The 18,433-nt window shown below is 52.2% G+C and carries 20 protein-coding genes and 1 pseudogene; 16 read left to right on the top strand and 5 right to left on the bottom strand.

What is annotated here, in order from left to right; all coding sequences use genetic code 11:
* Window positions 1–20: 20 nt before the first annotated feature.
* From HOJ08_10135 to hemB, 5 genes are all read right to left on the bottom strand, one after another.
* Window positions 21–1,154, bottom strand: a complete 1,134-nt coding sequence (locus HOJ08_10135; GenBank protein ID MBT5673787.1) for a TRAP transporter substrate-binding protein — start codon at window positions 1,152–1,154, stop codon at window positions 21–23.
* A gap of 35 nt (window positions 1,155–1,189) precedes the next feature.
* Window positions 1,190–1,930, bottom strand: a complete 741-nt coding sequence (locus tag HOJ08_10130; protein ID MBT5673786.1) for an arginyltransferase — start codon at window positions 1,928–1,930, stop codon at window positions 1,190–1,192.
* Window positions 1,931–1,962: 32 nt separating this feature from the next.
* The gene (gene motB / locus HOJ08_10125) at window positions 1,963–3,075 is read right to left on the bottom strand and encodes a flagellar motor protein MotB (GenBank protein MBT5673785.1); all 1,113 of its coding nucleotides are present in this window, start codon (window positions 3,073–3,075) and stop codon (window positions 1,963–1,965) included.
* A 56-nt stretch (window positions 3,076–3,131) separates the two neighbouring features.
* The gene (motA, locus tag HOJ08_10120) at window positions 3,132–3,995 is read right to left on the bottom strand and encodes a flagellar motor stator protein MotA (protein ID MBT5673784.1); all 864 of its coding nucleotides are present in this window, start codon (window positions 3,993–3,995) and stop codon (window positions 3,132–3,134) included.
* Window positions 3,996–4,135: 140 nt separating this feature from the next.
* Window positions 4,136–5,200 (bottom strand): porphobilinogen synthase, encoded by a 1,065-nt coding sequence (hemB, locus tag HOJ08_10115; protein MBT5673783.1) that lies wholly within the window; start codon window positions 5,198–5,200, stop codon window positions 4,136–4,138.
* A gap of 272 nt (window positions 5,201–5,472) precedes the next feature.
* Here hemB and HOJ08_10110 point away from each other — a divergent pair, with 272 nt between their 5' ends.
* The 16 genes and pseudogenes from HOJ08_10110 (at window position 5,473) to HOJ08_10035 (ending at window position 18,287) form a co-directional block, all read left to right on the top strand.
* The gene (locus HOJ08_10110) at window positions 5,473–5,871 is read left to right on the top strand and encodes a winged helix DNA-binding protein (protein ID MBT5673782.1); all 399 of its coding nucleotides are present in this window, start codon (window positions 5,473–5,475) and stop codon (window positions 5,869–5,871) included.
* 160 nt (window positions 5,872–6,031) lie between these two features.
* Window positions 6,032–6,259, top strand: a complete 228-nt coding sequence (locus HOJ08_10105; GenBank protein ID MBT5673781.1) for a hypothetical protein — start codon at window positions 6,032–6,034, stop codon at window positions 6,257–6,259.
* A gap of 15 nt (window positions 6,260–6,274) precedes the next feature.
* Window positions 6,275–7,189 carry a branched-chain amino acid ABC transporter permease LivH gene (locus tag HOJ08_10100; protein ID MBT5673780.1) on the top strand — a complete coding sequence of 305 codons (915 nt, stop codon included), beginning with the start codon at window positions 6,275–6,277 and terminating at the stop codon, window positions 7,187–7,189.
* Window positions 7,186–8,454: pseudogene (gene livM, locus HOJ08_10095) on the top strand (high-affinity branched-chain amino acid ABC transporter permease LivM). The gene HOJ08_10100 and the pseudogene livM overlap by 4 nt, the downstream one beginning before the upstream one ends.
* 857 nt (window positions 8,455–9,311) lie before the next feature.
* A complete protein-coding gene (locus tag HOJ08_10090; GenBank protein MBT5673779.1) occupies window positions 9,312–10,043 on the top strand; it encodes an ABC transporter ATP-binding protein in 732 nt (243 codons plus the stop codon).
* Window positions 10,040–10,363 (top strand): hypothetical protein, encoded by a 324-nt coding sequence (locus tag HOJ08_10085; GenBank protein MBT5673778.1) that lies wholly within the window; start codon window positions 10,040–10,042, stop codon window positions 10,361–10,363. Before HOJ08_10090 ends, HOJ08_10085 begins: the two co-directional genes overlap by 4 nt.
* 108 nt (window positions 10,364–10,471) lie before the next feature.
* On the top strand, window positions 10,472–11,551 hold the full coding sequence (locus tag HOJ08_10080; GenBank protein ID MBT5673777.1) for a branched-chain amino acid ABC transporter substrate-binding protein: 1,080 nt from the start codon (window positions 10,472–10,474) through the stop codon (window positions 11,549–11,551).
* Between the two features lie 92 nt (window positions 11,552–11,643).
* On the top strand, window positions 11,644–12,087 hold the full coding sequence (rpiB, locus tag HOJ08_10075; GenBank protein ID MBT5673776.1) for a ribose 5-phosphate isomerase B: 444 nt from the start codon (window positions 11,644–11,646) through the stop codon (window positions 12,085–12,087).
* A gap of 34 nt (window positions 12,088–12,121) precedes the next feature.
* Entirely contained in the window at window positions 12,122–13,420 is a 1,299-nt protein-coding gene (locus HOJ08_10070; protein MBT5673775.1) for a serine hydroxymethyltransferase, read from the top strand.
* Between the two features lie 51 nt (window positions 13,421–13,471).
* Entirely contained in the window at window positions 13,472–13,930 is a 459-nt protein-coding gene (gene nrdR, locus HOJ08_10065) for a transcriptional repressor NrdR (GenBank protein MBT5673774.1), read from the top strand.
* A gap of 19 nt (window positions 13,931–13,949) precedes the next feature.
* A complete protein-coding gene (ribD, locus tag HOJ08_10060) occupies window positions 13,950–15,035 on the top strand; it encodes a bifunctional diaminohydroxyphosphoribosylaminopyrimidine deaminase/5-amino-6-(5-phosphoribosylamino)uracil reductase RibD (GenBank protein MBT5673773.1) in 1,086 nt (361 codons plus the stop codon).
* A 6-nt stretch (window positions 15,036–15,041) separates the two neighbouring features.
* Window positions 15,042–15,668 carry a riboflavin synthase gene (locus tag HOJ08_10055; protein MBT5673772.1) on the top strand — a complete coding sequence of 209 codons (627 nt, stop codon included), beginning with the start codon at window positions 15,042–15,044 and terminating at the stop codon, window positions 15,666–15,668.
* Between the two features lie 99 nt (window positions 15,669–15,767).
* Window positions 15,768–16,217 (top strand): 6,7-dimethyl-8-ribityllumazine synthase, encoded by a 450-nt coding sequence (locus HOJ08_10050; GenBank protein MBT5673771.1) that lies wholly within the window; start codon window positions 15,768–15,770, stop codon window positions 16,215–16,217.
* Window positions 16,217–16,705 (top strand): transcription antitermination factor NusB, encoded by a 489-nt coding sequence (gene nusB, locus HOJ08_10045; protein MBT5673770.1) that lies wholly within the window; start codon window positions 16,217–16,219, stop codon window positions 16,703–16,705. Before HOJ08_10050 ends, nusB begins: the two co-directional genes overlap by 1 nt.
* Window positions 16,706–16,728: 23 nt before the next feature.
* Entirely contained in the window at window positions 16,729–17,724 is a 996-nt protein-coding gene (gene thiL / locus HOJ08_10040) for a thiamine-phosphate kinase (protein MBT5673769.1), read from the top strand.
* Window positions 17,725–17,903: 179 nt separating this feature from the next.
* Window positions 17,904–18,287: a hypothetical protein gene (locus tag HOJ08_10035; GenBank protein MBT5673768.1), complete on the top strand. Its 384-nt coding sequence runs from the start codon at window positions 17,904–17,906 to the stop codon at window positions 18,285–18,287.
* Window positions 18,288–18,433: the final 146 nt, after the last annotated feature.

The following is an 18,433-nucleotide window of genomic DNA, read 5'->3' as shown; positions in this document are numbered from 1 at the left end:
AAAGATGATGGTTGGATTGTTTAGCCGGATTTGAGCATGCGGTAGCGCATATCAAGAAAGCCCTGATCTGAAAGCCGTGACCAGTTAACCGCTTCATCCCTGAATGCGCGGAACGAATTGTACGTCCTGCGTGTCAGATCATCGGCGCCTTCCAGTTCCGCAAGAACCACGCTGGCAGCTTTGCCCAGGGCCGTCATAACATCATCAGGAAATTTGCGGAGTTTGACCCCATGTTTTTCAATCAAAACTTTTAATGCCGCCCCATTTCGGTGATTAAATTCACCCAACATAGCATCGCTTTCTGCGCGACATGCGGTTGTGACGATTGCCTTCAGGTCATCTGGCAGGGCATCGTATTTCGCTTTGTTGACAAAACATTCAATGCCGGTTCCAGGTTCATGAAATCCGGGCCAGTAATAATTTTTTGCTATTTTATAGAAACCAAAGGCCAGATCATTCCATGGTCCAACCCATTCGGTTGCATCAATGCGCCCCGATGACAGGGCCGGGAATATATCCGCGCCGGCAAGGCTTTCGGCTGTGGCACCAACGCGTCGGAGCGTTTCGCCGCCAAGGCCGGGCATGCGCATCTTCAGGCCCCTGAAATCTTCCATGGAATGAATTTCTTTTTTGAACCAGCCACCCATCTGGACACCGGTGTTGCCAGCCAGAAATGGCTTGAGACCAAATTTGGCATAGCCTTCATCCCAAAGTGCCTGACCGCCACCCCAATGAATCCACGCTGAAAGCTCTGGGCCTGTAAGGCCAAAGGGGACGGCTGCAAAGAAATTAAAGGCTTTTGATTTTCCCTGCCAATAATAAGACGCGCCATGGCCCATCTCCACTGATCCTTGGGCGACGGCATCAAAACTGCCCATGGCCGGAACCATGGTGCCCGATCCATAGACTTTGACGGTAAGCGCACCGTCGCTCATGGCGGTAATGCGTTGTGCCAGACGTTCTGCTGAGGTGCCAAGGCCCGGGAATTTTTCGGGCCATGTCGTGACCATTTTCCATTCACGTTTGCCCTTGGTGATGGCAGGTGCTTTGGGCGCGGTGCCTGATTTGGGGCCTGAATTTGTAATGGCGTAGGTGGCTCCAGCACCGAGCGCCAGACCTGTTGCTGCTCCGGTTAAAAAATCACGGCGTTTCATGGGCTGCGTTCCTATCTGTTGGTGATTGCATTTTCTTATACGGCTTGTTTTTTATCGATGACCGGATCAGGGGGCAGTTGGGCCCAGCCATCAGGGCCAAGGACTTCCATTGGTTGAAAGCGCGCTTTGTAGGCCATTTTGGCATACCCCGGGATTCGATAGCCAAGATAAAGGTAGGGAAGCCCGCGCCTTTTGCATGCATCAATCAGCCAGAGGATCATGAAGGTGCCCAAAGCCCTTTTTTTCTGGTCTGGATCAAAAAAACTGTAAACAGCCGATAAGCCATCGCTGATTTCATCTGCCAGCATGACGCCCTGCAAGATTCCATCGGGGTCACGGAATTGAACGGCAAATGAGGCAAGGGGGCTGCTTTCCATCATGAGCCGGAATTCATCCATAGACATGGCGTCCATGCCGCCGCCCGGATGGCGTTTGGTCTGGTATTGGGTAAACAGGCGGTATTGTTCTTCCGATGCTTGGGGTTGGGTTTCGACAGCCAAAAGATCGGCATTGGTGCGATCCACCCTTGAAAGCGACCGTGTGGGCGAAAAATTCTGGGCATCCACGCGAACCGGCTGGCAGGCATCACAGCCGGGGCAGGCAGGACGATAAATAAAGTTGTGGCTGCGTCTAAACCCGGCACGGATGGCGTGGTCATAAAGGTCTTGAGAATGATCGCCGGTCAGTTCGGCCATGACCGTGCGTTCTTCACGCCCCCCCAGATAAGGGCAGGTTCTGGAACGGGATCCGTATAGGGGATGGGGATGCGTGGCCATACGTTATTATGGCGTGTTTGGACGCATGCTCGCTACCTGGATTTTGGCTTTTCTTTGATCACGGGTTTGAACTTGGACCCTTTTATGATCGGCGGAGGGGGAGGGGCCTTTTCGACCCTTTTGGGTTTCTCGACCTTTTTGGCTTTCTTTACCTTCGTCACCTTTTTTCTGGTGGCGGCTTTTGGGGGGATACGGGCTTCGCGAACCAGCGTGATGGAAATTCGGCGATTGCGGGCGTTGGTCGGGTCCTTGCTCAACAAAGGCTCTGTTTCGGCCTTCCCCGTAACATGGGTGATGCGGGATTTGTTGACCCCATAACGGACCAATGCCCGGCGGCTGGCATTGGCACGATCAGAGGATAGTTCCCAATTGCTATAACTGGCACCCCGGGCGTAAGGAATAGAATCCGTATGGCCAGAAATAAATATTTTGTTTGGCAGTTTGGTAATGGCCTGGCCAACCACTTCAAGAATCTGGCGGGTGTGTTGATAGGGTACAGACGAGCCTTTGGAGAACATGGATTTTCTTTGGCTGTCGATTAGTTGGATGCGAAGCCCATGTTCGGTGTGATCAAAAACCAGATTATTGCCAAGCGCACTGAGCCCGGGGATGGCTTCGATCCGTTTTTTGATGGCTGTTTCGGCTTTGCGGAATTTTCGATCTTCAAGTTGGCGCAGGAATGCTTCTGATGAATCTTCACCAGTGCCACTGTCACCATCTTTGGCTTTGGAATCCTTGACCTTGCCTTCGCCATCGGCATCGTCGGCATGTTCATCTTTGGTGCCGCGATCAACCTTGTCATCAGATTCTTCATCGGCGTCACTTTTTTCAACCTCTGGCGGACTGCTGGATGGCATGCCGATTGGTGCACCCTTGCCTCGGGCTGGGCCATCGAGGGTTATGGTCAACCCCCCCATCAAGCCACCAGAACCGGATGTGCTTCTGGAAACCGATGCGGGTGCAAAATAATCTGAAATGCCTGAGCGCTGTTCCTGGGTGGTCGCATTGAGAAGCCAAAGCAACAGAAAGAATGCCATCATTGCCGTCACGAAATCGGCATAAGCCACTTTCCAGGCACCACCGTGATGACCACCATGACCCTTCTTGATTTTTTTGACGATGATGGTTGTTGCGCCGGTTGCCATGAGCTTTCTAGAGTTTGCCTGTTGGTAGGTTCACTGTGGTGGCCTTTATCCCGGCGCTATGAAAGCGAAGGCGCATTTTCAGCGGCTTCTTCGACTTCATAGAATGTGGGTCTAACGTCGTGGAACAAGGTCTTGCGGGCAAATTCAACAGACACACTGGGGGCATTTCCCTGCATATGCGCAAGCAGCCCAACCTTGATGCAATTTTGGTATTTGCCTTCATTTTCAATGATCAATTTGAGCGATGATGCACAGGGTCCAAAAAAGCCATACGCAATCAACACGCCCAAGAAGGTGCCGACAAGGGCGCCACCAATCAATTTACCCAGCACTTCAGGGGGTTCAGTGATTGACCCCATGGTGTGAATCACACCCAGAACAGCGGCGACAATCCCAAGGGCGGGCATGCCGTCAGCAACGGCCTGAAGGGCATCAGAGATGCGCAATTCTGCGGCGTGGTGGGTATCAAGCTCATCGTCCATCAGGGTTTCCATTTCAAAAGGATTTTCGGCACCCAACACCATCATCCGCAGGTAATCGCAGAGAAAGGTCAGGGCGTGATGGTCCTTGTGAATGATCGGAAATTTCTGAAACAGTTCACTTTCTTCAGGGTTTTCCACATGCGCTTCCAAAGCCAGCATGCCTTTTGATTTTGCCAGTTTGAAGATGCTGTATTGCAGGGTCAGAAGCTCAATGTATGCTTCCTTGTCGTATCTGGACCCGGCGATTAATTTCTTGAAGCCCCCGCCTGTGGCGGCCAAAACGGATTTGGGGTTGGCGATAATGTAAGCGCCCAAAGCTGCGCCACCAATGATGACCAGCTCAAAAGGCTGGTACAAAACGTATAGATGCCCCCCCATGGCCAAATAGCCACCGAAGACGCATACAAGAACCAAACCAACACCAACAAAGAAGAGCATAAAATCTTGCCATAGTTACCAATAGAGTTAGGCAACAATTGCAGGTATTTGGTTAATATGCGGTTTAGATGCGGGCAGAAATGGCGAATTTCTCAGCCAAATCCCCCACCATTGGCAGCTTGTTGTTGGGAAAGCTGCGTTTAAGCCTGAAACTTCTTAAGGGTGCGCGCGACCTCAGGGGCCGCGTAGGTCAGAATACCGTCTGCACCAGCCCGCTTAAAGCCAAGAAGGCTTTCCAGAATGCAGCGATCCCAATCGAGCCAACCGTTGTCAGAAGCGGCCCTGAGCATGGCGTATTCGCCGCTGACCTGATAGGCGAATGTGGGAACGGCGAAGCGTTCTTTGACCCGGGTGATAATATCAAGATAGGGCAGGCCCGGTTTGACCATGACCATGTCGGCGCCTTCGCCTAGATCAAGGGCCACTTCGCGAAGGGCTTCATCACTGTTGGCCGGGTCCATCTGGTAGGTTTTTTTGTCGCCACTGCCAAGATTGTTGGCAGACCCCACGGCGTCGCGGAAGGGGCCGTAAAAGGCAGATGCATATTTGGCCGCGTAAGCCAGAATAAGAACCTGATCAAGGCCCGCATTTTCTAACCCGGAGCGAATGGCAACAACGCGTCCATCCATCATGTCTGACGGGGCAATGATATCGCACCCGGCTTCGGCCTGAATCAGGGCCTGGCGGACCAGAACCTCTACGGTTTCATCGTTTAGAATTTGCCCATCATTGACCAATCCGTCCTGGCCATGAACGGTATAGGGGTCCAGTGCGACATCGCACATGATGCCGATATTGGGGGCTTCTTGTTTGATGGCCCGAATGGCCCGACAAATAAGGTTTTCCGGATTGCAGGATTCTTCACCCCCGGCACTTTTGGCATCGGGGTCAACCACGGGAAAAAGGGCAATGGCAAGTATGCCATTTTCTGCGGCATCAATTGCAGCTTTAACAGCCAGATCAATGCTCAAACGTTCAACGCCCGGCATGGACTTAACCGGTGTGCGGGTGTTGGTACCCTCACTGACAAACAAGGGCCAGATCAGATCATCGCAGGTTAGGGTGTTTTCAGAGACAAGCCTGCGCGTCCAGTCGGCCTGGCGGGTGCGGCGCATACGAATGGCCGGGTAAGCAGCATGGCTTTCAGACCCCCCTTTTGAAGGGGGTGTCCCTGCCTTGTGATCAAGAAGGCTGCGTATGGTCATGCTATTTTGGTCATGTTTTTTGGCCCGGCGTGCGGTTTGAGCTGAAAAACGCGTTATTTCTCAGGCTTCTCTACTACACTATGAAACATTAGCAAACTTTTAAACATTATCTAGTGATACTGGCATCACGAAATTTTGTTTTTTTTCTGCGGCCAAAATTATGGCCAAGCGAGGATGCTGTGGATCACATTTATAAAGACGTCATTTTTCTGATTGAAAGGCTTCATCGTCACTTCCTTGAAGTGGTCAAATCAGAGCTTGATCGTCATGGGATGGAAGACATCAACAACGTTCAGGCGTTGATCTTGTTTAATGTTGGGGATGATGAACTGACGGTAGGCGAATTGACGAACCGGGGATATTACCTTGGCTCAAACGTTTCCTATAACGTCAAAAAGATGGTTGAAAATGGCTATCTGGTTCATGAACGGTCCACCCATGATCGCCGCTCTATCCGTGTCAGCCTTTCGGAAAAGGGATTGGTCTTGTTCAAAAAAATGACCGAGATGTTCGAAAATCAGATTGATGATATTTCTGAAGGCCCGATTACCCTTGATGAATTGACCGGGGCTTCTGGTCATCTGCGTCATCTAGAGCAGTTCTGGACACGTATTCTTGCATTCGGCACGCGCGCTCAAAATGAGCCCGCCAAGGACGTTACTGCCGCCTGATTGAGGCACATCTATATTTAAAAAAAGTGCTGCACGCCTGTGCGGCCTTTTTTTTATCTTTAGTGATTGTTTGGCGACTGGAAACCTTATTCTAATTCTATTAGACTTTGTCGAGAGCTTTTGAATGTCCTGAGGGACACGTTTTAAACAGGGGGTGGATTTGTCCAAATCTAGCGATGCCGATGGGATTATTGTTGAATTCCACCAGGTTGGAAATTCGGTAAAGGTTTCTGCGATCAATACGGTAACCATGCTCGAAGTTTCAATCGTCGCGCCGGTTAATTGTACTGAAAAAGAAATGACCGACAATGTTTTGCGAAAGCTGGCCTATGTCGAAGCAAAGGGTGATCGTAGGGCACAGCCCAGGCGGACGGACCGAGACCGGTAACCCGGCCGGGCCTGCATGGAATATTTCTCACAGCAACTGATCAACGGCCTCACCCTTGGGTCGATCTATGGATTGATCGCCATTGGCTACACCATGGTCTATGGCATCATTGGCATGATCAATTTTGCCCATGGCGAGATTTATATGATCGGGGCATTTATCGCCATGATCGTTTTTGCCATTTTAGGGTTTGTGGGCATTGCATCTGTACCCATGGCCGTTTTGATTGTGCTGATTGTCACGGTGTTGTTTACCGGTGCTTATGGCTGGACTGTGGAACGATTGGCATATCGTCCCTTGCGGGGGTCGTTTCGCCTCGCGCCTTTGATATCGGCCATTGGCATGTCGATTTTTTTGCAAAATTACGTTCAGTTGATTCAAGGTGCCAGGGTCAAGGCAATGGAGCCGATGATTTCTGGCGGGTTTGTTTTGATGGAACGCGGCGGGTTTCAGGTGACGCTTAGTTACCTTCAAATCATGATCATGGGACTGACGGTCATTTTGATGGTGGGCTTCAGCCAATTGATTGGGCGGACGGTTTTGGGGCGTGCGCAGCGGGCCTGTGAACAAGACCAAACCATGGCAGCCTTGCTGGGCATTAATGTCGACAAGATCATTTCTTTGACCTTCATTCTAGGTGCGGGACTGGCGGCGGTAGCGGGGGTTATGAACACGCTTTATTACGGTGTGATCGATTTTTACATCGGATTTCTGGTGGGCTTAAAAGCATTTACGGCCGCCGTTCTGGGCGGCATTGGTTCCTTGCCTGGTGCGATGTTGGGTGGGGTCATCATTGGATTGGTTGAGGCTTTCTGGTCTGCATATTTCACGGCTGAATATAAAGACGTCGCGGCATTTTCAATTCTTGTTTTGGTTCTGATCTTTCGCCCCACCGGTCTTTTGGGCCGTCCCGAAGTGGAAAAGGTATGACCGCTTCAAACGCAATCGAAAAACCACCAATCAATTTAGGGGCCACCTTAAAAGAAGCAGGCATTGCGGCGTTGATCGCTTTGGCGTTGGCACTGCCGTTGGCCGGGTTCAGGCTGCCTGATGGTGGGGGCAGTGCGTTTACCACGCGCCCTTGGTGGGTGGTTGTTGCGGTGGTGGTTGTTTTTGTGGGGCGGATGGCATTCGCCCTGTGGCGGCATAACAGATCAATCTCTCATGGCGCAGGCATTTTCGACCGCATACTTTCTGCACTGGCACCTTATAGCCGAATAATTTTTATCGGTTTTTTTGCCTTGGTGGCCCTGTTGCCCCTGATGCCTTTTGCCGATCGCCGCATGGTGGATCTTGGCACTTTGGTGATGATCTACATCATGTTGGGCTGGGGGTTGAACATCGTGGTCGGGTTGGCGGGGCTGCTGGACCTTGGCTATGTCGCGTTCTATGCCGTGGGGGCCTATTCCTACACTTTGTTGGCGGTTAATTTCGGCCTCAGTTTTTGGCAATGCCTGCCCCTTGCCGGGTTGTTTGCGGGCTTGTTCGGGGTGTTGTTGGGGTTTCCCGTATTGCGACTGCGCGGCGATTATCTGGCTATTGTGACCCTTGGGTTCGGTGAAATGGTGCGTATTATCTTGATCAACTGGTCCGATCTGACCGGCGGGTCTGAGGGCATCACGGCAATTCCGGGGCCATCGTTGATGGGTCTTAAATTCACCCCAACGCCGGGGGCAGGGGAGACCGCCTTTCACCAGTTTTTTTCGATCCCCTTTGCGGGCATTCATAAACTTATTTTTCTTTATTACATCATTTTGGCATTGGCTTTGGTGACCCACCTGTTTTCAGTCCGCATCAGGCGATTGCCCGTTGGCCGCGCATGGGAAGCATTGCGCGAAGATGAAACGGCGTGTCGGTCTTTGGGGCTTAACCCGGTCCTGATTAAATTATCGGCCTTTGGCATTGGCGCGGTGTTGGCAGGGTTTGCGGGTTCTTTCTTTGCTACCCGCCAGGGCTTTATCAATCCGTCTTCGTTTACCTTTATTGAATCGGCAATCATTTTAGCAATTGTCGTGCTGGGTGGCATGGGCAGTCAGGTCGGGGTTATTTGTGCGGCCCTTGTGCTGATTTTATTGCCAGAACTGGCACGGGATTTTGCTGAATTTCGGATGCTGTTATTTGGCGGGGTCATGGTGGCGATCATGGTGTGGCGGCCCCGGGGGCTTTTGGTCACCCGTGACCCGTCCGTCATGCTGCATGGGTTTGATTTGCCTGTCGCTGGCACAACCCAAGTTGTCCCTAAAAATTCTGGCACAAACCCTTTATTGCAGATCGAACACCTGACCATGCGGTTTGGTGGATTAACGGCAATTGACGATCTTTCCTTCGCTGCCCGTGCCGGTGATATCACTGCGGTGATCGGCCCCAATGGTGCGGGCAAGACAACGGTGTTTAATTGCATCACAGGTTTTTATCGCCCTGATGTCGGGCGCATGTGTATGGACCATGACGGCGGTGTTTTTCTTCTGGAGCGAATGGAGGGATATCAGATATCTGCCACCGCCCGGGTCGCGCGGACCTTTCAAAACATTCGGCTGTTTCCACGGATGACGGTGCTGGAAAACCTGATGGTGGCCCAGCATGGAAAATTGATGCGTGCATCGTGGTATTCTTTTGCCGGACTTTTAGGGCTTTCACGCTTTAAAAATGCCGAAGCCCGCGCGGTGGCCGATGCTAAAATCTGGCTGGAACGCCTCGATCTTGTCGATGTGGCGGACACAGAAGCGGGGACCCTGTCTTATGGGGTGCAGCGAAAAATTGAAATCGGGCGGGCCATGTGTACACGGCCAAGATTGCTGTGTCTGGATGAACCAGCCGCCGGGCTTAATCCAAATGAAACCCAGGCGTTGAATAAAATTCTGACCGATATCAGGGACCAAACCGGCATTGGCATCTTGTTGATCGAACATGACATGGCAATGGTGATGGATATTTCAGATCACATCATCGTCCTTGATCATGGCGCCCGCATTGCCGATGGCACACCAGATGAAATCCGCAAAAACCCAGCCGTGATCAGGGCCTATCTGGGTGAAGAAGATGGGGGGCATTCATGAGCCAGCCTCTTTTAAGCGTCAACGGCGTCCAGTCTTTTTATGGCCCGATTCAGGCCCTGAACGGCGTTGATCTGGAAATCAGGGAAGGTGAAATTGTAACTTTGATCGGAGCCAATGGGGCGGGGAAATCAACCCTGTTGATGACCATCTGTGGCAATCCGCGCGCGCGCGCAGGGAAAATCATGTTCGATGGCATGGACATCACCAATCATGCGACCCACGAAATTGCACGGCTGGGCATTGCCCATGTGCCGGAAGGGCGCAGAATTTTTGCCCACATGACCGTTCTTGAAAATCTTTTGATTGGCGCAACGCCCACAGATGGAACAAACATCGAGGCTGATTCCCAAGATGTGTTTGAGTTGTTCCCAATTTTAGAAGAACGTAAAAACCAGCGCGGCGGCACTTTGTCCGGCGGTGAACAGCAGATGTTGGCCATTGGCCGTGCATTGATGAGCAGGCCACGATTGTTACTTCTGGATGAACCGTCTTTAGGGCTGGCCCCTTTGGTGGTGCGCGATATATTCAAGGCCATCCAAGACATAAACAAAAGCCGTGCCATGACGGTTTTTCTGGTCGAACAAAATGCCTATCACGGCTTAGGCTTGGCAGATCGGGCTTATGTCATGGCCAATGGCGAAATTCAGATGACAGGCACGGGTAAAGAACTGCTATCGAATGAAAATGTCCGGGCTGCCTATCTCGAAGGAGGGCATTCGGTGCGATGAGCAATTATGGGGTTTTCATTGGTTTGACCGTTATTGGCTTTGGTTTGGTTGCCTGGATGACGGGCAAGGCCGTAGCCACAACATGGCGCAATCCGTGCCAAGTGGTTGCGTATGCCATTGGCTTGACCCTGTTTGACCGGTTCCTTGGCTGGAGCTTGTTTGGCTTGGCACCCCTGTCTGTTTCGGGGTTCTTGATCGATTTTATGGTGATCACCAGCATTGGCCTGCTTTCCTGGCGGCTCATGAAGGCGCATATGATGGTGCGCCAATATCCATGGATTTATGCGCGTTCTGGTTTGTTTGGTTGGCGAACCCTTTAAAGCCATTTTGCGAATGTGCAGACAGTGTTAGTGTCTGGTTGTCTTATTTATCTGGGGGATGTTGATATGGTCGCAAAGCGGTCTGGGTTCTTTTCTGTTTTATTCATAATGATGTTGGCGTTGAGCGGGTGTGATTCGAAAGAAGATGCTAACGTTATCGTCATCGCGACGGCGGGTCCCATGACCGGCCAGTACGCATCCTTTGGCGAACAGATGCGCCTTGGTGCCATTCAGGCGGTTAAAGACATCAATGCGGCCGGCGGTGTTTTGGGTAAAAAGCTGAAGCTGGAAATTGGCGATGATCAGTGTGACCCCAAACAGGCCGTTGCCGTTGCCAATCATTTGGTGAACAAGGGCGTGCGGTTTGTTGCCGGGCATTTCTGTTCCGGCTCTTCTATTCCAGCCTCTCAGGTCTATCAGGCCGAAAATCTTTTGATGATTTCTCCGGCTTCCACTAATCCGAAACTCACCGAACGGGGCATGTCTAATGTGTACCGGGTGTGTGGGCGCGATGACCAACAGGGAAAGGTTGCCGGTAATTTTATCGCCAAGCATTTCAAAGGTAAAAATATTGCCGTGGTTCACGACAAACAGGCCTATTCAAAGGGCTTGGCCGATGAAACCCTGAAGCAGTTGAAGGGGCGCGCTGTACCCGTGGCCTTGCTTGAAACGGTAACGCCGGGTGAAAAGGATTATTCGTCTCTAGTCACGAAGCTGAAGGCCGCCAAAATCGATATTCTTTATTATGGTGGCTACCATGCCGAAGCCGGGTTGATCTTGCGTCAAATGCGCGAACAAGGCCTTCAAACCCGCATGGTTTCGGGCGATGCGTTGGTGACCCAGGAACTTTGGAACATTGCCGGCAAAGCGGCAGAGGGAACGTTGATGACGTTTAGTCCCGATCCCAGAAAAAATCCCAAAGTGGCGCCATTGGTCAAGAAATTCAAAGATCAGGGATATTCGGCAGAGGGTTACACCCTTTATACCTATGGCGCGATCCAGGTTTTTGTTGAGGCGGTGCGTCGCGCCGGGGGTGTGGATATGGCCAAAATCCGGACCATTTTGGGCAAGGAAAAGTTTGAAACGGTACTTGGCAATATCGGCTTTGATGCCAAGGGGGACGTCAGTGCGCCGGGGTATGTTTTTTACGAATGGAAGGGCGGTACCTACGATTACGCCCGTTTCTAACATCCTTTTTTATTCGAATACTTTGTGTCGGGGTAGCGTGGGACCCCGACATATGGTATTGAAACCGCCCATACTGTCGGTATTGAAGGAAAATGCCTGTGCCGCCTGAAACCATTGCTATTGCTGCCGATCACGGTGGCGTTGCCCTGAAAGAAACCCTGATTGCGGTCATGGAAGCCCGTGGTCTTACGGTTCTTGATCTTGGGACCAACACCGAAGAAGCCGTGGATTACCCTGATTTTGCAGAACGTGTGGTTGCGGCCATCATTGAAGGCCGCGCGGGCCGGGGGGTTTTGCTGTGTGGGTCTGGGATCGGCATGAGCATGTCTGCCAACCGGCACCCCGAAATACGGGCAGCCCTGGTCAGTGATCCAGAAGTTGCCGGGCTGGCGCGCCAACACAATAATGCCAATGTTTTGGTCATGGGGGGACGGTTTACATCGCCCGATGTTGCCAAGACCTGCCTTTCTATCTTTTTGGATACAGAATTTGAAGAGGGTGGCCGCCATGAACGGCGTGTCGCCAAGATGTCATAACCAAATCAATCATGCGTGAGGAATTTTTAGAATTATGTCGTCCGTAGATGTTGCCGCAAAAGACGCTTTTTTCAGTGAGACTCTGGCCCAAAGGGACCCGGAGATCACGACTGCCATCAATAAGGAACTGGCCCGCCAGCAAAGCCAGATTGAATTGATCGCATCAGAAAACATCGTTTCCCGTGCCGTGTTAGAAGCGCAAGGCTCCGTGCTGACCAATAAATACGCAGAAGGGTATTCAGGGCGTCGTTATTATGGCGGCTGCGAATTTGTCGATATTGCGGAAACACTGGCCATTGAACGCGCCAAAAAATTGTTTGGATGTGATTTTGCCAATGTGCAACCCCATTCCGGTTCACAGGCCAACCAACAGGTGTTCTTCGCCATGTTGCAGCCGGGTGATTGTTTTATGGGCATGTCATTGGCCGCCGGTGGCCATCTGACCCATGGTGCGAAACCCAATCAATCGGGCAAATGGTTCAACGCGGTTCAATATGGTGTGCGCCAACAGGATGCCCGGATTGATTTTGATGAAGTTGAAAGTCTGGCAAAAGAACACAAGCCAAAGCTGATCGTGGCCGGTGGTTCGGCCTATCCCCGGGAGATCGATTTTGCACGCTTTCGGGCAATCGCCGATGAGGTCGGGGCCATTTTCATGGTGGATATGGCACATTTTGCAGGCTTGGTCGCCGGTGGGGTACACCCCAACCCGTTGGAACACGCCCATGTGGTTACCACCACCACGCATAAAACATTGCGCGGCCCCCGGGGCGGTATGATTTTGACCAATGATGAAGCCATTGCCAAAAAAATTAATTCATCCGTTTTTCCAGGAACCCAGGGCGGGCCATTAATGCATGTGATTGCGGCCAAGGCCGTCGCCTTTGGTGAAGCGCTTACCCCTGAATTCAAATCCTATGCCGCCGCGGTCAAGAAAAATGCCGCCGTCCTTGCCGATGTTTTGCAGGGCCAGGGTGTGGATATCGTGTCAGGTGGTACGGACACGCATTTGATGTTGGTTGATCTTCGGCCAAAGGGGCTGACGGGCAAAGCGGCCGAGGCCAGTCTGGAACGCGCGTCTATCACCTGTAATAAAAACGCCGTGCCGTTTGATCCTGAAAAGCCTTTTGTCACATCGGGGGTTCGCCTTGGCACACCCGCCGTCACAACGCGGGGCTTTGGCGAAAATGAATGGCGTGAAGTGGGCGAATGTATCGGCGAGGTGCTGGATGGCCTGGTGGAATCGCCCGATGATAATGCCAATGCAGAGGCCGCCGTGCGTGAAAAAGTTGCAGCACTCTGTGCCCGGTTCCCAATTTATTCGGATTTGTAAGCTAATGAATGTTGTTAATAACAAAAACCAAAAGCCCAAGGAGGCCTGAATATGCGTTGTCCTTTCTGTGGTCATGATGATTCCCAGGTGAAGGATTCCCGTCCCACCGAAGATGGCGCTGCAATTCGCAGGCGCCGGTTCTGCAATAAATGCGCTTCACGGTGGACCACCTTTGAAAGGGTGCAACTGCGGGATCTGGTAATTTTAAAAAGTGGGGGGAAAAAAGAAGCGTTCGATAGAGACAAGCTGGCGCGTTCGATCCGCATTTCTGTACGCAAGCGCCCCGTTGATGATGACACGGTGGAACGGATTGCAACGTCTATACAACGCCGGTTAGAAACCTTGGGCGAAAGTGAAATTTCTGCATCTCATATCGGCGAGCTGGTGATGGAAGCGCTGGCTGAGGTGGATCAGGTGGCTTATGTCCGGTTTGCATCGGTTTATCGTAACTTCCGAGAAGCAAAAGACTTCGAAGATTTTGTGGGCAAACTGGGTGGCGATAGCGACTGAACCCAATGATACCCGCCATATGCTGACCGCGCTTTCTCTTGCGCGGCGCGGACTGGGACGGGTGTGGCCTAACCCTGCGGTTGGATGCGTGATTTTGGCATCAAATGGCACAGTGGTTGGGCGCGGGTGGACTCAGCCCGGTGGGCGTCCCCATGGTGAAACCGAAGCCCTTAAACGGGCAGGCGATCAGGCCCGCGGTGGCACGGCTTATGTCAGTCTGGAACCCTGTAATCACACCGGCGAAACCGGCCCCTGTGCCCAGGCTTTGATCGAAGCCGGATTGGCCCGCGTGGTGGTTGCCGTCGAAGACCCTGATTCCCGGGTTTCGGGTTCGGGGATTGCGGCTTTGGAAAAAGCGGGCATAGAGGTTCGTGTTGGGGTTTGCCGCCGTGATGCGGAACGCCTGAATGCCGGCTTTATGTCGCGGATCACGAACAACAGACCATTGGTGACCTTGAAAGTGGCCACCACCCTTGATGGCCGCATTGCCACCCATTCCGGTGAAAGCCAATGGATTACGGGCGATCTTGCCCGTCAATGGGGGCACGGATTCAGGGCGTCAAACGATGCCATCTTGAGCGGATCATCAACGGTGCGGGCGGATAATCCGGAATTGACGTGTCGATTGGCAGGCATGGAGTCCCATTCCCCAGTGCGGGTTATTATGGACAGCCGATTGACGACGGCGTTGACGTCAAAAATTATAGCAACGCCCAACGAACCCCCAACCTGGATGGTGACAGCCCAAGGCGTTGATGAAACGCGTAAATCAGCCTTCACCGGGTGTGGTGTTGATGTGATTGAGGTGCCAGCGGATGATGGGGGCCGACCACAAATAAAGGCTGCTTTGTCTGTTTTGGCCGAACGCGGCATCACCCGGGTTTTGGCAGAGGGGGGCGGGACAATGGCTGCAACCTTGTTTCGTGCGGGCGTTGTTGATCGTATCGTCTGGTTTCGCTCCCCCGATGTTATTGGCGGTGATGGCATTCCGGCCACGGTAGGTTTTGGCGTTGATGGTTTGGACCAGATGGCATCTTTTTATCGCCTGCGAAATATTACGGCTGGCAGAGACATGCTTGAAATTTATGAACGAAACCCGGGTTAAGGATCAATGTTTACAGGAATCATTACAGATATCGGGTTGGTGCGGGCCATTAAACCCGGAACCGATACACGTCTTGAAATTGACACGGCATTTGATATGGATGGGGTGGATATTGGTGCTTCCATTGCCTGTTCCGGGCCATGCCTGACGGTGATCGAAAAGGGCACCCTTAATGGCCAAAACTGGTTTGCAGTGGAGGCATCTGCTGAAACCCTGAAATGCACCACCATTGGCACATGGGCAGTGGGGCGCCCCGTTAATTTGGAACGTGCCCTTTGTTTTGGTGATGAACTGGGCGGCCATATGGTCAGCGGCCATGTCGATGGGATTGCTAGAATTATGACCCGTGATGGGGCCAGTGATGCCGATGGTGTTGAAGCGGGCAGTCAGATATTTACGGTGATCGCACCCGATGGTCTGGGGCGTTTTATAGCTGCCAAGGGGTCTGTTGCCCTTGATGGGGTTTCCTTGACGGTGAATGAGGTTGCCGATATTCCGGGAGGCGAGACACGCTTTACCGTCAATGTTATTCCCCACACTTTGGCGCATACGACCTTTGGCGATGCGGGGGAGGGAACAGAACTGAACTTTGAAGTTGATCCCATTGCCCGCTACGTGGAACGGTTGGGCTAGGGCGCATTTGCTTTTTCGTGTTCCGGGCTTTCCCGAAGGCCACACAAGGGTTATGTTGCGCGGCAGATTTTATGATACGCAAGTCAAAGGGGCTAAGGGATGACTGAGAAACTCAATATTATGATCATCGAGGCCCGTTTTTATGCCGATATTGCGGATGAAATGGTCAAAGGGGCCACCGAAGCCCTGACCGAGGCCGGGGCCAGCTATGAACGGTTTTCCGTTCCCGGCGCCTTTGAAATCCCTGGTGCCATTCGTTTGGCCATGGATGCCAAAAAAGACGGTCGTCCCCGGTTTGATGGCTATGTTGCCCTTGGCTGTGTTATTCGTGGCGAAACCACCCATTATGATTATGTGTGTGGCGAATCGGCGCGCGGCATGATGGATCTTGCGATGATCCATAAACAGGCGGTTGGTTACGGTATTCTCACCGTTGAAAACCGGGATCAAGCCATGGCCCGGGCGGAAGTCGGTCGTGGGAACAAGGGCCGGGCCGCGGTTGAAGCATGTCTTGCCATGATTGGGCTTTCCAGGGAATTTAGCGCGTAATGAGTGAAAAAAATGAAACCGGTGCCAAACGTCGAACAACGGCCAGACTTTCTGCCGTTCAGGCTCTTTATCAAATTGAACTGACCAGCGCGCCTGTTGAACAGGTCATTGAGGAATTTACCAGCCCCGATCGCCCGGTTCCCGATGGTGAAGATGCAGAACAGGCCGAAATTGTTCGCCCGGCCCCGAAACTGTTTGCCGAGATTGTTCGTGGTGTTAGTGCCAAACGCGGGGCGCTGGATAACAGGATCAAGGCGGCCCTGTCGGCAGAGTGGCGTTTGGAGCGGCTGGAAATTCTGGTGCGCCTTATTCTAGAAGCCGCAATTTATGAATTAGTTGAAAGAGACGACATTCCGCCAAAGGTTGTTATGAATGAATATCTGAACGTCGCCCATGGCTTTTTTGCGGGATCAGAGCCCGGTTTTATCAACGGTATTTTGAATGCCATTGCAAAAGATAAAGCCGCTGCGAAGACAGCAGAAACCTGAGCGGGAGGATCATCGTGGCCGATATGGGCAGCGAAGATGAATTCGACCTGATCAAGCGCCATTTTGCGCCACTTTCTGTGGGTGCACCAGGGGCTTTGAACCTGACCGATGATGCAGCCATCCTTGAATTGGCCCCGGGCAAACGGTTGGTTGCCGCCACCGATGCGTTGGTGGCGGGGGTGCATTTCCTGCCCGATGATCCCGCGGGCGATATTGCCAAAAAGCTGGTGCGGGTTAATCTTTCAGACCTTGCCGCCATGGGGGCATCCCCGTTTGCGATGTTACTGGCTGCAGTTTTCCCCAAAAATACTAACGATAATTGGATGACCGCTTTTTCAACAGGGCTTGGTGAAGATGTTGCTGAATTCGGCGTGCCGCTGGTTGGCGGCGACACCGTTGCCGTTGATGGGATCAAGCCCCTGTTGACCCTGGCCTTGACCGCGTTGGGGCATGTGCCCGGCGATCAAGCCCTGACCCGCCAAGGTGCCGATGTTGGTGATGGGATTTATGTCTCAGGTACCCTTGGGGATGGGCTGGTTGGGCTTGAGGTCGCCAAAGGCGGTTGGGAGGCGCTATCTGGCGCGCATCGCGATTTCGTATTGCGGCGGTTTAGGCTTCCCACGCCACGCCTTGGGTTGGGGCAAGCGTTGTTGGGCGTGGCCAATGCTGCCATCGATATATCAGATGGTCTGCTGGGTGATTTGGGCCATATTTGTGAATGCTCCGGGGTTGGTGCTGAAATTTCCGCCCATGCTTTGCCATTATCAAAGGCCATCCAGACCGCTTTGCGTATTGAGCCCGGGTTGCCGGGGCGCATTCTGGGTGGGGGGGATGACTATGAACTGCTGTTCACAGCCCCGGCTGTTCATAACGAAATGATACGCGACAGGGCAGAAAAAGAATCAGTTCAGGTGACCAAAATCGGCACGATTGTCGAGGATTCAGGTAAAGGGGTGGTGGTAACAGACTTGGAAACCCTAGGTCTGGAATTACCCCGTTCCGGATATCGCCATTTTTAAGCCCTACTTTCCCTTATTATTCATAGGGTTCCATGGGTTTACGCATTTTTCAGGAATTTAAGAGATAGTTCTAAAGCGCGCAGTATTGATGCGTGTTTTGGAAAGTTCTTATGGTCAATTTGAGAAAAATTTTGGGCGTTTTCTGTCTGGCACTTCTTGTTTGCCAGAGTGTTCCGGTCATGGCTGAGACAAATCAAAAGGGCTCTGGGAAACAAAATCTTGGGGATTGGCTGTTTGGGATGGAGCCGATCCATTTTACGCTCCCCACCTTTCATGTGCCGATCATCAAAGGTGAGCGCATCGTCAGCCATGTTAATATCCGCATTACCATAGAAACCTTGGGTTATACGAACCGGGACAAGGTCATTTCAAAGCGACGGAGACTTTACAATGCCTTCCTGCGCGATTTGCACGGGGTCATGGGGTTTCGATACCGACAGGGCATTACGTTCCATGCCAAGGGTGTTAAAGTACGGCTCATGAAAATTGCCAACAAAATCCATGGCAAGGGCATTATTAAAGACATTCTGATCGACCGGATTTATCAACGCCAGATCAATTAGGCTTTCAGGCTTTATTCAGGCCATTATGGCCCGGGTTTTAAGTTCCCCCACCCAAATTCAGAGAAATTTTTCACCCTTTTGACTTTATCCTCAAATCTGCTTGTTTGTGGTGCCGGGAATCTGTGGTTGCGTCTGTTGGGGACTTC

The sequence above is a fragment of the Rhodospirillales bacterium genome (genome assembly GCA_018666775.1).
In the GTDB taxonomy this organism is placed as follows: Bacteria; Pseudomonadota; Alphaproteobacteria; order SMXQ01; family SMXQ01; genus JABIXC01.
This window is presented reverse-complemented; position numbering and strand designations above follow the sequence as displayed.

Coding starts and splice junctions, on each gene's coding strand:
- HOJ08_10135 (MBT5673787.1), bottom strand. CDS start 1,154: ATGAAACGCCGTGATTTTTTAACCGGAGCAGCAACAGGTCTGGCGCTC.
- HOJ08_10130 (MBT5673786.1), bottom strand. CDS start 1,930: ATGGCCACGCATCCCCATCCCCTATACGGATCCCGTTCCAGAACCTGC.
- motB (MBT5673785.1), bottom strand. CDS start 3,075: ATGGCAACCGGCGCAACAACCATCATCGTCAAAAAAATCAAGAAGGGT.
- motA (MBT5673784.1), bottom strand. CDS start 3,995: ATGCTCTTCTTTGTTGGTGTTGGTTTGGTTCTTGTATGCGTCTTCGGT.
- hemB (MBT5673783.1), bottom strand. CDS start 5,200: ATGACCATACGCAGCCTTCTTGATCACAAGGCAGGGACACCCCCTTCA.
- HOJ08_10110 (MBT5673782.1), top strand. CDS start 5,473: ATGGAAGACATCAACAACGTTCAGGCGTTGATCTTGTTTAATGTTGGG.
- HOJ08_10100 (MBT5673780.1), top strand. CDS start 6,275: ATGGAATATTTCTCACAGCAACTGATCAACGGCCTCACCCTTGGGTCG.
- HOJ08_10090 (MBT5673779.1), top strand. CDS start 9,312: ATGAGCCAGCCTCTTTTAAGCGTCAACGGCGTCCAGTCTTTTTATGGC.
- HOJ08_10085 (MBT5673778.1), top strand. CDS start 10,040: ATGAGCAATTATGGGGTTTTCATTGGTTTGACCGTTATTGGCTTTGGT.
- HOJ08_10080 (MBT5673777.1), top strand. CDS start 10,472: ATGATGTTGGCGTTGAGCGGGTGTGATTCGAAAGAAGATGCTAACGTT.
- rpiB (MBT5673776.1), top strand. CDS start 11,644: ATGCCTGTGCCGCCTGAAACCATTGCTATTGCTGCCGATCACGGTGGC.
- HOJ08_10070 (MBT5673775.1), top strand. CDS start 12,122: ATGTCGTCCGTAGATGTTGCCGCAAAAGACGCTTTTTTCAGTGAGACT.
- nrdR (MBT5673774.1), top strand. CDS start 13,472: ATGCGTTGTCCTTTCTGTGGTCATGATGATTCCCAGGTGAAGGATTCC.
- ribD (MBT5673773.1), top strand. CDS start 13,950: ATGCTGACCGCGCTTTCTCTTGCGCGGCGCGGACTGGGACGGGTGTGG.
- HOJ08_10055 (MBT5673772.1), top strand. CDS start 15,042: ATGTTTACAGGAATCATTACAGATATCGGGTTGGTGCGGGCCATTAAA.
- HOJ08_10050 (MBT5673771.1), top strand. CDS start 15,768: ATGACTGAGAAACTCAATATTATGATCATCGAGGCCCGTTTTTATGCC.
- nusB (MBT5673770.1), top strand. CDS start 16,217: ATGAGTGAAAAAAATGAAACCGGTGCCAAACGTCGAACAACGGCCAGA.
- thiL (MBT5673769.1), top strand. CDS start 16,729: ATGGGCAGCGAAGATGAATTCGACCTGATCAAGCGCCATTTTGCGCCA.
- HOJ08_10035 (MBT5673768.1), top strand. CDS start 17,904: ATGGCTGAGACAAATCAAAAGGGCTCTGGGAAACAAAATCTTGGGGAT.